Here is a 14,207-nt window from a genome sequence, read left to right as displayed (position 1 = left end):
ATGAAAATACTACTCCCTGTAGTTGTCTCATTAGCGTTAGTGAAACCAGTCCATGCGATGGACTGGTTTCAAACTAACACGCCTTTAACACAGGCACATCAACACTTACTTGAAGATGATCTTGCGGGTATGTTCAACTCTCTTGTTGAACTCTGGCAAACGGAACCAAGTAAAGATTTGACTCCTCACCTTAATGATCTTCTTGGTCAGTCACTATCTAAAAACTGTGGCAAGGCTCTCACTGGTGTAACGCTGCCTGATTGGATAAGTGGTGTGAACGTTATTCGTCAGACTATTCAAAGCCCTGGGCGAGATACATTTAGATTGGTGATCAAGCTAAGAGCTACAACTGACATCGAAAATATTTCATTTAATCGATGGGTGGATGATTCTATATCCGCGGACAGTTCATTCAGCTATGAACAACAGCCGAACGGGACAGAACTTGCCAACGAGCGTAGTTACTCGAAACGCTATAACTTAACAGGTAAACTTGAAGCTGGTTTATATCACTTAACCGTTGTTTCTACTGATAAACAAGAGTATCGAACTTGGGTAATACTTGGAGATTCAAACTCTTCTCAATATGTTCGTTGGACATCTAAAGAGAATTGGAAAGTAGAAAAGAGCGCACTTCGTAATCCCCATTGTCCATTACCGCAACTTGAAGTTGGTTTGTATGACTACATTGATGGCCAGTACGAGCAAATGTGGAAAAAGACTTATGAGTCTAACTATCCAAATTCATTGGAGCTAGCGGGTGTCCCAAACGATAGATACGTATTGGCGGTAAGTATCAATAGTCGCCGTTGGCAGGGCGATATAATTGTTGAGCAGGCTCAAACTATTAGCCGAACCTATGATCTTTCCCAGGAAGAATAGTTAAAGAAATACTACTTGTGCCGATAAAGGTTCAGGACGAACTAAAATCACAAGTGTAGTATGAAAAACAAATATAAAATTCTTGCCACTTCTGTTGCTACTATTCTTTTCGCTAATGCTGCTTCTGCTGCTACTTATGCGATAGAGGCTCGTAGTGATGCAATGGGTGGCGTTGGTACCGTATCAGCAACTTATCTAACTGCGCCTTTTTTCAACCCTGCTCTTACTGCGATTTATCGCCGAAATGACGATGCAGGCATGATCGTGCCAAGTTTTGGTGGCAGCTACGATGATCAATATGATCTAGTTGATGAGATCGAACGCATCAGCAAATTGACAGACGTCGATGAAATCAAAAAATCGATGGATGCTATCGATGGGAAAAAGACAGACTTTGATCTTGGTGGTGTCGTTGCCATTGGTATTCCCAACAAATTCTTATCTGCAACTGCATACGGTAAGCTATACACTGAATCATTCGTACAACCAAATGTTGATACCTCAGGTACTAATCCATTAGATGATAGCTATGTACAAGGTGTTTCTATTGGCGTGGCTGAAGCTGGTATTTCACTTGCTAAATACACTAATTTCATGAACCAACACCTTTCTTTTGGTGTTACTCCTAAACTTCAGCGTATATACACATACTCATACGCCACGAGTTTTCAGAATTTTGATACTAAAGACTTACGTGAAAATGAGACCGCGGAAACGATGTTTAACTTAGACGCCGGCGCACTTTGGTTCTTTGGCCCATATCGTCTCGGTATTTCAGCGAAAAATTTGATCGGAAGAGACGTTAAAACAAAATCATTCCAATATGGCAGCGATACGATAAAATCATACGAATATAGCATGCGTCCTGTATACACCGTTGGGGCAGGGATTGTTGCCGATTACTTTACGATGAGTGTTGACTACGATCTTAACGAAGAAAAACGTTTTTCATCCTTTGATGATAATACGCAAATGATTCGAGCTGGTATTGAATTTGATATTTTGCGTCAAATGGCATTACGGGCAGGGTATATGAAGAACTTAGCTCGAAGTAATGACGAAGGAACCATTACTGCTGGTATCGGGTTGTCTCCACTTAAGTTGTTCGAATTGGATATCGCAGCTCAGTACACAAACGAGAACGCTATGGGTGCATCCATTAATTTCCTTGCTACCTATTGATTGAATCGTTATAGTCAGCTCCTCAAAATGAGGAGCTTTTTATGTTTGACGATTTACCCCCTCTATCTCACCAAGAGCAACAACAAGCTGTAGAGAGAATTCAAGAATTGATGGCGAAGGGCACAAGTACTGCAGAAGCTATCAAAATTGTTGCCGAACGGATTCGATCTGAGTACGCAGAAAAACAACAGCAACAAAACTAATCAATTCATGGACAGGGCATACGCCCTGTTTTTTTTGCCTTTCTATTTTCTATTCCTTTACATTCCCAAACACCACCCTGGTTACGCTGTAACTCAAATTTACTATACCTATATGATTTTAATCTTGTTCAATTGCCTTTAAGACTAAATAGCGAGTTAGTAAAATTTTACCTCATTATGTTAACCTTGGTTTGCATAGTGCAGGTAGTTAGGCGTTTTTTAAAGAACTTATAAATTAAACTCAATTATATCAATTGTTTACCTCGGTATTTTAATCTGCCAACCATATTAGTCGCGATTGATCTTGTAATTTAATTACAAAGTCCAAGAGAGCCTCGTTCTCAGGCAGAAGATTATGCTAAAAAAGAAAAAAGAGACACCGTAACTTATAACGATAATTCAACTAGAGTTATTAAATAAGCGATATAAGAACAGTAAGCACTCGCAGACATATGTAATAGATGAAGCGAAATTCATCTTATTGAGCTGCTTTTTTAGCCGAAATACGTCTCCTGGATTTGAGCGGAGCGTTACATATTGAGCATGCTTAATCTAAAGTAGTTTTACTAAACTAGGCGACGTTGAAGTGGGTAATATGAAACCTCAAGAGTAGTAGAAATCAAGAGTAGTAACGCGTGTTACAACGTAATGTTTTCTGACATCCTTCATGTTAAATAGTCCGATAATTAGAGAAGAAATTGGAAAAACATCGTTGATCTTTGGATGAGAGGAAGCAACAAGGTTGCAATGAAAACTATTTGCCTGTTTTACACTAAACTCCTTTAACTATCATGTAGCAGTAGTTTTGATGTTGTGTTCGCTCTATGTGGACTAGGCTTAATATGAGAACAAAAACTAACCTAGGGAGGAATGATGGGTTATAAGCACGTTTTGGTTGCTGTCGACTTATCTCAATCTAGCCAAGCCGTTATCGAAAAAGCAATAATGCAAGCAGATAACTCAAGCAGCAAACTCTCATTTGTTTACGTAGATGTTGATCGCATAGTCATGGAAGCGAAGGAAGAGCAAGAATTGGAAAGAAGGCTGCAAGAGCTCGCTGATAAATGCTTATACCCAGTCAACGAGACCATGGTAGTAATAGGCGATCTTCATATAAAACTATCGGGAATCGTCAAAAAAGAGGGGATAGATTTAGTTGTCTGTGGTCATCATCACAACTTATTGAGTCGCTTTTTTTCATCGATACCAAAGGTTGTGAACGAAGTTGAAGCTGATTTATTAATCGTCTATTTAGACGAGTGATCGACAACTCTTGTTCGCACTCATCATTTTTTGTCACTAAAAAGCCGAACGTTTATGTTCGGCTTGGTGTATCGGTGATAATAAAAGTTTTTAGCCAGGAATGATTGATGCCTCATGAGATAAAACAGATGCAGACTCCGCGTTTGACTGCAGATCAAAATGTACGTTAACTTGCACGCCTTCTCGCTCAAAAGTGACATCATCAAAATCGGTCATAGCGATTTTGAATCCATTTCTAGCAAAAAAGCCAGTCACCATAGTTCGCTGCTTAATTTCTAATGCAGACGCGAGTAGCTTATCCATGGCATTCTCCTTGGTTATTGTGGGGATATGGGTAGAAGATACACATAGATTGGTATGAAATCAATTTTATATAAAGTTGCTTTTGATGAAAATTTTAATGTAAGTCAATCTATCGTTTACCCCACGTGATTTATTCCACGCAAAACCTTGATAACAAGACGGCAGAGCATCTCACATTGTGATAGCAAGCATAAAGATGGTGGTGTTAATAAATACCGCCGAAACAATATGTTACAAAGATTAGCGTTAGGCCTAGTTGAGTAGACAACGCAAAATTCTAAATCTGAACAACCGCCCTAAAATGACTCACTCTTCAATACTTGTGATAACTCAGACCTAATAAAAGTAGATATCTCAGCTAGCTTTCTTGGCAAAGGGTTTTGATAAGGGTAGGCAATATACATGGAACGTTCTATATCAAAAGTTTGCGATATTCGGATGTTTTTGTCTATATAGTTACTTTTAATAAGATAGTTTGGAATGACACCAACCCCAACTCCCTCAGAAACAAAGTTTATTAAAATAGAGGTGTTATCAACTTCGATAACATCAGTATATTGATTTTTAATTGATTCCTTATTCGAATGATGTTTGTAGATTAATAGTGTTTTGTTGTTAGCATTACTTACCCTAGATATCAAAACATCACTATAATCACCAATTTTATGTGCAATAAGAGTGTCATCAATAACATTATTAAGCCTAATCGCTAAATCTACGTTGCTTTCTAATAAATTTTCTACATTGTTACTTGACGATATTTCAAAATCAACTTTTGGATATCGTTCTTTTAAGTCTTTAAGAACAGAACCAAAAATAGAAGAGGCTATAGAGTTGGGCATTGTGATTTTAAACTTTCCATCAATGCATTCACTTAACGAGCTAGCTCTGTAATTTAACTCGTGCAAACTCTCTAACGTCTTGATAGCAAGCTCTCTAATGCTTTCGCCATGATCAGTTAAAACGAGTTTCCTTGTTGTTCTGTGGACGAGTGTTACGCCAAGTTGTTTTTCTAATGCTGCTAGCTGCCTGCTGACTTGAGCTTTAGACTTTCCAAGTTCTTTTGATGCCTCTGTAAGAGAGAGGTGTTTACAAATGGCTGCAAAGCAGATCAGCTCATTGTTCATCAATTCCATGATTGTTACCTTTTTGCAACTCTGAGTCACGTTGTCTTTTAACTGGTGGGAAAGTATAACTTGCATCATCGGAGGGGGACAATGATATTTAAAAGCCGCCATGAAATAATGGCAGACTACTATCTTAATAAAACTATATTGGATATTAAGTTAAACCGATATCCTGAAGAAATTAACTAAATCGGATTAAATATAGAAAATAAAGATTTAAAAATAAAGAATTTGTCTCGTGAAATTACTAAGTTGGATTCGGGTGATTTAATTGTTGATTGTGCATCATTGATAATGACTCATTACATATCGGAAAAAGTAATAATAAAAGTTGAAATTGATTTTTTAAATTATAAAGTTAAACGTGTAAGGATATTAAAATATGAAGACTGCAATACAAAATTCGAAAAGATCTGTTTATCAGAAAGATACATTGTATAGAATAATAAATAATATTAGTACTTTGTATACCAAATCACTAGTAAAATTATTTGGTGAAGAGCTGAGAATCCATCATTGCAAACATAAGATTAATGTAAGAACCACTAACGAGTTGAGTGAATATATGAAGAAAGATCTAGGTATAGATTGAAAAGTAGAGAGTTTACATCTGTTAGATTCCTTGTTCCTATAAAACTAATGTAGTACTTACACGTTTGGGTTAAGCAAATGCGTGTCCATGTTGACTCATGTTGAATGAGCAAGATGCAGAACTAACGTGTACAGTGTTGAACGTAACCAAAGATACAGTTCAAGTGGTCGCTGTGGTGGAATCGAAGTTCATGGCCCATACAAGACAGCTGATGAAGCTTGCAAAGCAGCAACAGCCAAATACGGTGTAACTAAACTGACTTCACCAATGCTAATCTTCTAACCCTTAAGTTCGTATTATATCTGCTTATGTTGAATGCGATTGCATATGCTAGTCCTATAAAATGTCTCTCTTTTGAGGGACTATTCAATGAAGTATCACGAAATGACTAAAAACTATATTTTTCGTGAATTTGAATGTGGTTTATCCGTCAAACAAGCTGCTGAACTTTGTTTAAAAACTGTGAGAACAGTCAAAGAATGGGATAAGGGGAAAACCATTCCTCCTGAGTGTAAACGGCTGATGAGAATGACAAAGGGAAGGGAGCTAAGCCCATCTGAACAATGGGAGCATTTCAAAATGCATTACGATAGATTAGAACTTCCAACAGGGCAGCTGGTAACGGCTCAGCAGATTTTGACAGGAATAGCTTTGTTAGAAATTGGAGCATTAACTGATTTAGAAGCAGCAGGGAAAGTGCTGAAATATGCTAGAGCATTAAAAAAAATGATGTAGTTTGCAACCGTAAAACAATAATTAAAGCCGAACTCATTGTATAGTCCGGCTTTAACGTAATTAGTTTATATTTAGTTATAGGTGTTCTGTGTTAATAATATTGAACTCACCGCACATTCCTTGCATCATCGTCTTAACATGATCCGCCGCCCTCAAGTCAGTTCCGTTTGGACATACAAGAGTGTACTTGTACTTTGGATTATTAGTTTCAATACTTTCTAACCTAATTAAGCGCTCGCAAGTTGCTATTGACCCCGACCACTTTTGAGCCAACTCTGATTTTATTGGTTCATAAGCTACCTTATTTAACTTTCTAACTTTACTGTTAGGAACGAAGTTGCAATTATGTTCAACCATATACTGCATTTTCAATTCTTGAAGCTTATCAAAACACTCTTTAAGCTTATCTCTTAAATCTGACAACTCGAGTATTTTTATAACATCATTATCTATGGATATATAATCAGCTTTACTTAACTCATTTTCTCTAAACCCAACAGCAACAGAAATACCATCTTTACCATCTAGTTTAACGCCTAGTTTTTCTGAGGCTTCTGCTTCCTGTTGTCCTTCTGAAGCCTTATGAGCGATCACCTCTATAAATTCATTCACAACAGCCATTAGGTTAACCACGCATATACAAATCAAAATAAGTAGAACTTAAAATCTCTCTCGATTCTTTAATATTATTGAGAGGGTTTTCATCTTCAAAATCAATGGTTCTACCATCAATATCCAAAAAGTTTATCGCTAATCTTTCATCTAAGGAATCGAATGAAGAGAACGTAGTCTCTATGAATTTCAATATTTCTATACTATGTGTATTTAAAACTATTTTAACCCCAGCATTAGATAGCTCTACTAAAGTTTTAATGATTTCTACTTGCCAATCTGGATGTAGATTCGTTTCAGGTTCATCAATAAACACAAAACTACCAGAGCGGATAACATTGTTCTTGATTAAAGCATTCAGCATACCAAAGTTGGTCATACCAAAAGATACTAGGTTTTTGGAGATCTCTTGGCCATCGTTTAATTTAAAAATTAAGTCTGTACCTTTAACCTCAAACTCTCCACCAATTTTATTACTAATTTTCTCATGTAGTATATCAAATTGGTTGCCATCTCTACTTTTTTGTCTAAGAGCTCTATCTAAATCAAAGAAGTACTTAGGGACACCAGATAAAAAACCTTCATCGGAGTTAATTTTTGCATCATTTAATACATCACGAAGTCGCCAGTACAAAGGGGACTCAAAAAACACAGAGTTTGGTTTAGAGCGTAATAAAGATATCAAGTCAGAACATCCATCAGTATTTACCATCACCTCTCCGTCTCTATCAACTTTTAAGCTTAAGGAGTTGTCGAGTGTAAAATAAATACCTTCTGCATTATGACGAATAATTTCATTTAAGTTCGAAACTTGAAAGTTATCTTTAAGTTCTTTAGATATACCTCCACCCAAGAAATAATCATAAGCAGCTTGTCTATGACTAGTGCTAGTATATAAAGTTAAACCACTCAGTGATGAACAAATAGCTGCACGAGTTGTTAACTCTAATTGCTCTATATGACTCAAAGAATGATAAGCTTCTGAGCCCACTTTAATTTCATTACTTAAGAATGTTTCAGCAAATTCTGTCACCTTAACTGACTCAGGATGAATTAAGCCTATAAGTTGTAATTCATCATCAAAATTTTTGGGTTTATTTTCTACTGTATAGTAATTTTCAAAAATTACATTAACCATATCCTGAAGCTCTAGTAGCTTTTTTATATCTGTTGTTCTACTTTCTTCAGGAAACTCCAAAATGGTACTAAAGCGATTATCTAACCCCGACAGTAGCTGACGAGTACGAACCCAAAGGCTAAAATTTTCCGCAGTAGTAAGTATAGAGTACATAAACTTTGTAAAGAAGCTCTTGCCAGTGCCGTTAGGGCCAGTGATAACTGTCAAGTCTGACACTTTGAAGCGACCTTCCACAATTTTTCCTAGATTCTTCACTTCAACTTCGTAACTCATGGATATTTCTCGTCTGTATTTTTTTTCAACTTTATCATTTAGTGCATAGAGAAAAAAGATTTCTATTCTTATATAAATGATTTAGGTGGATTTTCCCCCCAATAGTAAGATACGAAAGGGCATAAAAGCTGATCTCAATAGCACCTCAAACAAAACAGATATGCTACCATGCGCTTATTTTATGAGGAGGGAAACATAAAGTGCCTGAATTACTGATACTTATATCCTTAGCGTGTATTGTGTATCTATTCACAAAGAAGGGTAAGAAGCCTAAACGTAGGCTTAATGAATGGGAACAAGGTGCATCGGTTAGAAGACCGAACAGCATACATTCTTTTGAACCAAAAGCTGTAGAAAAGCCCCCAAAGATAGTCGAAGTAGCACTGCCGAATACTGGCAATAAGGCTAATTCTGTACCTCACAAGAAAAGTACATACTTGGCCACCAAGACAGAGCGCAGATTCTATAGGGTGTTGCAGGAGCTTATACCTGATGAATACGTGATTCATAGCCAAGTTTCATTGATGGCGTTGGTTCAACCGACCAATTTTAAAGATAACTCTCGAACTTGGGCTAAAAGAATGGACTACGTGATAACGGATAGAGACACAAAAGTCTTGGCGGTCATCGAGCTGGATGACTCATCTCATAGGCAGAAGAAGAGACAAGAACGAGATATATACGTAAACAATGCACTTAACGGACACCATCCGTTGCTTCGGTTTGAAGCTAGAAGCTCTTATGACAAAACACATATCGCAACCGTGTTAGAACGTGACACGATAATAAAGTGTAGAGAATTGGAAAACGCATTACAGTACAGCTAAAGCAGAGCCGAACAACAATTGTTCGGCTTTTCTTTTAACTCAAAGTATCGTGGTTCTTATCGTTACTTTAAGTTCTTTATCTACCGTATTGGTCTTTTCTGACCGGAATAGAGCACCAAGCAAAGGCACATCCATCAAGACAGGCACACCGCTTACTGAATCGCGCTGCTCTTGGGAAATCAAGCCCCCTAAAGAGATCGTTTGGCGGTCTTTGACCTTGACCACCGTTTGAAGTGTTCGCGTATTGGTAATGATGTCGGATGCTATAGAGGAATCCGTCACCGAGTCGGATTTTTGCATTATCTGAAGCACAACATGATCACCAATCACATGAGGCACTACCTCAAGTGACACGCCCACATCCTTACGCTCAATTTGCTGGACTCGATTACCGCCGTCAGTTACCTCAGACGAAGTGAGGAACGGCACGTTCTGACCAACCGTGATGTAACCGCGCTCCCTGTCCATAATGAACATATTTGGACGTGATAAGAGCTTGGTATTCTGATTCTTTGATACAGCTTTGATAAGTGCATTGAAATCACCGCCCTCATAGAACAACAGGTTATCAACGGCTTTCTTAATTGCGGTAGGCTGCGAAACAAAGCCAGCCTCACTCAGTGCTAAGTCCATATTTACACCGACTTCCTGAGAATCACCGAGCTCAGTTTCGGTAATCACCGCCTCAATAAAGACTTGCTTTTGTGGTCTATCAATCCCTTTGATGAGCACATCAATGTGCTTCAATTGGTTTTCAGAGCCAGTCACGATAATGCTGTTTGTGGTCGGAAGTACCTCAACCTTGTAATTCTTAATCGCTTTATTGTTCAGTGTTTGATTCTGCGTTGCAGCAAGCATCGAGGAAATTAAGTCAACGACCTTGGTATTTCGAACATTCTCAAAGAAGTACAGCTTCACCTGAGAGGGTTCGAACGCTTCCACCTTGTTCGCGTCGGCAATGATGGTAAAAACGCCGTGGTCGTGTGTAAGCTCGTAGCCGTGCGCACGAAGTACCGAAAGGAAAAAGGCTGGATAGTCCTCATCTTTCAAATCCGGTGCGGTAAAGCTGACCTCACCAGTGACACCATGACCGAGCACAACTGTGTTTCCAGTGTGAACCGAGAACCACGATGCAAAGTCTCCAATCGGTGTGTTCTTTGCCTCAAAAGGCGCAGAGCTTGCGGCAAAAGAAGGCGAGCTGAGCAGGGCGCACGTAAGCAGTAAAGTGGTAATGCTTGATGTGGAAAAGTTGGAACAAGCCGTTGTTTGTTTCTCAACTTTACCACAGCGCATGATAAGTAATGAGCGCGCAAACAGTGAGCCTCCGGCGCAATAAAATTCTTTTTGTATTTCTGAAAGAAAAGCTGTGAGTTTTGCGATTATCCATGACATAAAGCGCACCTTTTTCCCTAGCACATGACTTTGAATAATTGACCGTTGCCACTCACCGTAATGGAGCAAGAGCCGTTAGATTGAGCCGTAAAGCCTTTTGCGTATAGTTGCGACGACGACAGACGCACATCGTCCTTAACCAGCACAAAAGACGGGGCAACGTTTGGGGGATTCATTGACGATTCGATTCGATAGCCGTCGAGCAAGTCACTCAATGACTCGCGAGGCACCGCCGTTTGAGCCGTTTCGGGTTCCGTCGACATGTTCGGCGTGCCAACTAAGGTGAACACCGCAAATGAGACGGCGACACCTGCCGCAAACACACTGAATCGGGAGTATTTACGGAGATATATTTTCGTAATGCGCATGATATTTCTCAACGTATACGGGACAGTGTAACGTCCGTGGGTATAGTAGGGCGGCAATACTGAATAAACGCCGTCCTCATAGTTGTTTCTAAACATCTGCTTAGTGTCGTAAGAGCTGTATAAGTCCGTGCCCCAGAGCATCCATTTATCGACGGTAAGCGAGTTCGCGTTGTCACCATATTTCACGATGCCAACGTGCAGCTTAGGCATTTTCAACTTGAGTTGACCGAGCGTCAGAACGGATACCGCCGTCGAGATGATAGGGACTTGAAGACGGTCTAAGCGGCGACAAAATACGGTGTGTTCAGCAAGTGCGAGACGCGCTTGTTTATCAACAATCGAAATGTCTTGAACGATGAAAATGACATCCCATCCAAGCTTTCGAATATGCAAAAGGTGATCAATTAACTTTTGTCGATTCTTGTCGTTCCATGTGCGCGAGTTAAACCACGTTCCGCACTCATCGAGGACAATCAAGCCGTCTTTTTTGGTGTCATAGCTTTTGTTTGCCGAACCAATCACCATCAAATCTTCCACTTGAGGCTTGTCCGGTAAGCGATAAAGGCGAGTGTTGCGCTTATCGCGTCCAAACATTTCTTTCAAGTTGATATCGAGGTTTGTCGCCACAGGCACACCGCGCATAAATGCCTCGCGAATCTTACCGACTGCCGTTAGTGTTTTACCTGAGCCGAGCTTACCCGTGACAAAGTAGACAGATGCCATTACGCAGCCCTCACAATCGCGTAGAACTTCCACTCCCACACCCAACGCAGCAGACGCGCAGAGTAAATCGCACTCACACAAGGCACGGCGTTATTAGGGATGAACATACCCGCTGCTTGAGACCACATTGGAGGCGCAACATAAGACAGACCCGTTGCAAGGGTATAAATTGCCAAGGTGAGGGTGACGGTCAAGCCGATTAGCAGCGTTAAAATGACCAAGTTAATCGTGACGTTTCGTGCTTTCGCAATGAAGAACCAACCAAATAACGTGGTCGCTATCTGAGAGATAAAGGCAACCAGAGCAGGGAGGCGCAGCGCCGTCCCAATGGTACTGACAATTGGTAATAGCTGAATCATTAGTAATATCTCCCCGAACCTGGCTTGTTACTTGGTACAGGCGTGACCTCAGTCAGCAGGATTTCAACAAGCGTCTTAATCGTGTAGATGTAAATCAAAATTGAGATGATCATTTTGAGTTTCTGCGAAAACTCACAAGAGATAGAAGCGCGACCACCGCCAAGCTTAGGCAAAGATAGATTCATGCAGGGCGTAGGCTTAGGTAATACACTCAAAAACGAATCCGATATAGCATTAATATGCCCCTCAGATTCCGCCGTCAGATTCTTCTCAATCAAATCGTTAGCCGCATCGGTCACGGTCTTTTCATAGGAATTCATCGCACCGGACACGGCTTTATCCGCTTGAGTCAGCACATCACCGACATAATCCGAACCTAAACCATGAGGGTTTTCACAATAGTTGTTTTCCTTGGTGGGCTCACAAGGCTTGAGTTCGTCGAGCTTATCCGATAGCTCTGCAAATCCATCAGCATTCGTGGTTTGCAAATCATCGAGTCCCTTAACCACCTCACCAACAGAATTGGTGTTTCGATTGACCGCTGTCGTGATGTCACCGTTAGCTTGCTGAATCAGCGCCTTAGTGTTTTCGTAAATCTTGTTGTCGTTGATTTGCTGCTTTTGAATCGCTTGGGTGTTAGTCACCATCGACGCATTAAGCGCAATGATTTGGTTTTGAATATCAGCGCTCGATTGATTGAGGTCGACATTTAGCGCGTTGAGTGCTTTGTTCACATCCGAATTAAGCCCTTTGATTGCACCAACTACTGCCGTGTCAGTGTTTTCATCTGTGTCAGGGTCTTCAACTTCTGGCTCATCTTCGGTATCCGGTGGATACACTGTATTGGTTGAATCGTCAGGGAGCACGCTAGGGTCTTCGATATCACCCGTTGGGTCGTCAGGGTCGTGAATCGGGTCATCAGGAATAATAGGGGTGTCAGGACCATCTTTACCCCAAAACAGCGTACCACCATCACACTGATTACCAGTGAATTGAAACTTACCGTGACAGCGAGTGTTTTGGGTAAATTCGCCCGAATCTACATCGGTACAAAGCGTAGTGTCATTTGGAATACGCTCAAGCTCACAACGGGTTGCGCCAAAATCGCCATAACATGCCCCCGTGACTTGCTCACCATAAACATAAGCCGACCAATGAAGTGATTGAGTGTCATTGATGGATTGCTTGAACTGGCAAGCATCCATACAAGTGCCGTCAGGGTTTTCACCAAACTCACACGCAGGAACGATAGGTTCACAGGTGTAACCATCACCGTCTTTTACTTTTTCATGGTCTGCTGGACACTTAGCAGTATCATGACGGAACCATACAGTTTGAATTTTCGGGAAAGAAGAGCTGTCGGTATTACACATTATACGTAAGCCGAACTCATCGCTATCCATGTAACATGACTTAGTAGAGAAGTCTTTGTATCGAACAAACTTATTTTCATAACAAGAGACATAAGAATAAGGATTAACTCTCATCCCCCTAGACAGTTTGCAGTCGGGATAAGCGATAACATCCCTCACAGCGTAAGTAGGTTGAGCAGCACTTACATTAAAAGCACTAAACAAAACACCCAGTAAAATAATCAGTGACGCTATGCTTTGTTTAATGTTCATTTGTAAATCTTCCTCGTGAAAAATAACGCCCCCATTCGGAGGCGTTGACCAATGGGTGTATAAAGCAGTCGTTAGAATTACGTTGCTTTGTTTGCACCTTTCTTGAATAGCTTGATGCCAATGAAACCAACCGTTAGTGGAACAGCGATGGTCCAAGTAGAGGCGAGCATGTCAGTAACATACGTGCTTAAATCAGCGAATGCTTGCGCTGCCTGATCTGGCAATGCTGCATGTGCACCAGATGCCGCCATAAGAAGTGCACCACCAAATGTCGCACGTTTTGCTGTTACTACTGCGCCAGACTTAGCCATTGCTGCGCGTACTTTGCTTTGCTTTTCCATAGTCTTATTTCCTATGTGTTGTTTATGAAGAAGTTGAAACCTCAGCCGCTTTCTTGAATCCGAGAATGTGGAAACCAATCGAGAAGCCAAGGATAAATGCTGCCCCAAAACAGCCGAGCATGAACTCTATTGACAGCATTTATCTTTGTCCTCCGACTATCCAACCGAGCGCAACTAACAAGAAGCAAATGCCTAAGAACACCATTAACTGAAAGTTATCGAGTCGAGCCATTAGCTCTGCAAATTGCGTCTCGGTCATGAT

16 protein-coding genes are annotated in these 14,207 nt (G+C 40.3%); 7 read left to right on the top strand and 9 right to left on the bottom strand.

Annotated features, from left to right (window positions below; translation table 11 throughout):
• The 4 genes from R8O70_RS16250 (at position 1) to R8O70_RS16235 (ending at position 3,530) form a co-directional block, all read left to right on the top strand.
• Positions 1–882: a DUF2861 family protein gene (locus R8O70_RS16250; protein WP_005388048.1), complete on the top strand. Its 882-nt coding sequence runs from the start codon at positions 1–3 to the stop codon at positions 880–882.
• 60 nt (positions 883–942) lie between these two features.
• Positions 943–2,064: a conjugal transfer protein TraF gene (locus R8O70_RS16245; RefSeq protein WP_005388052.1), complete on the top strand. Its 1,122-nt coding sequence runs from the start codon at positions 943–945 to the stop codon at positions 2,062–2,064.
• 41 nt (positions 2,065–2,105) lie between these two features.
• Complete coding sequence (locus R8O70_RS16240; protein WP_005376257.1) at positions 2,106–2,267, top strand: YoaH family protein; 162 nt, start codon at positions 2,106–2,108, stop codon at positions 2,265–2,267.
• Positions 2,268–3,140: 873 nt separating this feature from the next.
• A complete protein-coding gene (locus R8O70_RS16235) occupies positions 3,141–3,530 on the top strand; it encodes a universal stress protein (RefSeq protein WP_017634770.1) in 390 nt (129 codons plus the stop codon).
• A 90-nt stretch (positions 3,531–3,620) separates the two neighbouring features.
• Here R8O70_RS16235 and R8O70_RS16230 read toward each other — a convergent pair whose 3' ends face one another.
• Together R8O70_RS16230 and R8O70_RS16225 are read right to left on the bottom strand one after the other, a co-directional pair.
• Positions 3,621–3,833, bottom strand: coding sequence for a hypothetical protein (locus R8O70_RS16230; protein WP_005376260.1), 213 nt, complete (start codon positions 3,831–3,833; stop codon positions 3,621–3,623).
• Positions 3,834–4,129: 296 nt separating this feature from the next.
• Positions 4,130–4,969, bottom strand: a complete 840-nt coding sequence (locus tag R8O70_RS16225; protein ID WP_053349988.1) for a LysR family transcriptional regulator — start codon at positions 4,967–4,969, stop codon at positions 4,130–4,132.
• Positions 4,970–5,649: 680 nt separating this feature from the next.
• Here R8O70_RS16225 and R8O70_RS16220 point away from each other — a divergent pair.
• Entirely contained in the window at positions 5,650–5,802 is a 153-nt protein-coding gene (locus R8O70_RS16220; RefSeq protein ID WP_258625149.1) for a hypothetical protein, read from the top strand.
• Between the two features lie 119 nt (positions 5,803–5,921).
• Entirely contained in the window at positions 5,922–6,287 is a 366-nt protein-coding gene (locus R8O70_RS16215; protein ID WP_318184265.1) for a regulator, read from the top strand.
• 75 nt (positions 6,288–6,362) lie between these two features.
• On the opposite strand, the gene R8O70_RS16210 is transcribed toward R8O70_RS16215, so the two are convergent.
• Together R8O70_RS16210 and R8O70_RS16205 are read right to left on the bottom strand one after the other, a co-directional pair.
• Complete coding sequence (locus R8O70_RS16210) at positions 6,363–6,908, bottom strand: hypothetical protein (RefSeq protein ID WP_318184264.1); 546 nt, start codon at positions 6,906–6,908, stop codon at positions 6,363–6,365.
• A 4-nt stretch (positions 6,909–6,912) separates the two neighbouring features.
• On the bottom strand, positions 6,913–8,310 hold the full coding sequence (locus R8O70_RS16205) for an AAA family ATPase (RefSeq protein ID WP_318184263.1): 1,398 nt from the start codon (positions 8,308–8,310) through the stop codon (positions 6,913–6,915).
• 200 nt (positions 8,311–8,510) lie between these two features.
• Between R8O70_RS16205 and R8O70_RS16200 the strand changes: the two genes are divergently transcribed.
• Positions 8,511–9,137, top strand: a complete 627-nt coding sequence (locus R8O70_RS16200) for a DUF2726 domain-containing protein (RefSeq protein WP_318184262.1) — start codon at positions 8,511–8,513, stop codon at positions 9,135–9,137.
• Between the two features lie 39 nt (positions 9,138–9,176).
• Here the strand turns inward: R8O70_RS16200 and R8O70_RS16195 are convergent, their stop codons facing one another.
• The 5 genes from R8O70_RS16195 to R8O70_RS16175 form a co-directional block, all read right to left on the bottom strand.
• A complete protein-coding gene (locus tag R8O70_RS16195; RefSeq protein WP_318184261.1) occupies positions 9,177–10,529 on the bottom strand; it encodes a secretin N-terminal domain-containing protein in 1,353 nt (450 codons plus the stop codon).
• Between the two features lie 17 nt (positions 10,530–10,546).
• Entirely contained in the window at positions 10,547–11,620 is a 1,074-nt protein-coding gene (locus tag R8O70_RS16190; RefSeq protein ID WP_318184260.1) for a zonular occludens toxin domain-containing protein, read from the bottom strand.
• The gene (locus R8O70_RS16185) at positions 11,620–11,979 is read right to left on the bottom strand and encodes a DUF5455 family protein (protein ID WP_024701224.1); all 360 of its coding nucleotides are present in this window, start codon (positions 11,977–11,979) and stop codon (positions 11,620–11,622) included. Before R8O70_RS16185 ends, R8O70_RS16190 begins: the two co-directional genes overlap by 1 nt.
• Complete coding sequence (locus tag R8O70_RS16180) at positions 11,979–13,604, bottom strand: methyl-accepting chemotaxis protein (RefSeq protein WP_318184259.1); 1,626 nt, start codon at positions 13,602–13,604, stop codon at positions 11,979–11,981. The genes R8O70_RS16185 and R8O70_RS16180 overlap by 1 nt, the downstream gene beginning before the upstream one ends.
• Before the next feature lie 77 nt (positions 13,605–13,681).
• Positions 13,682–13,945, bottom strand: coding sequence for a major coat protein (locus R8O70_RS16175; RefSeq protein WP_169644008.1), 264 nt, complete (start codon positions 13,943–13,945; stop codon positions 13,682–13,684).
• Positions 13,946–14,207 lie beyond the last annotated feature (262 nt).

The sequence above is a fragment of the Vibrio sp. 779(2023) genome (assembly GCF_033344285.1).
GTDB lineage: Bacteria > Pseudomonadota > Gammaproteobacteria > Enterobacterales > Vibrionaceae > Vibrio > Vibrio alginolyticus.
This window is presented reverse-complemented; position numbering and strand designations above follow the sequence as displayed.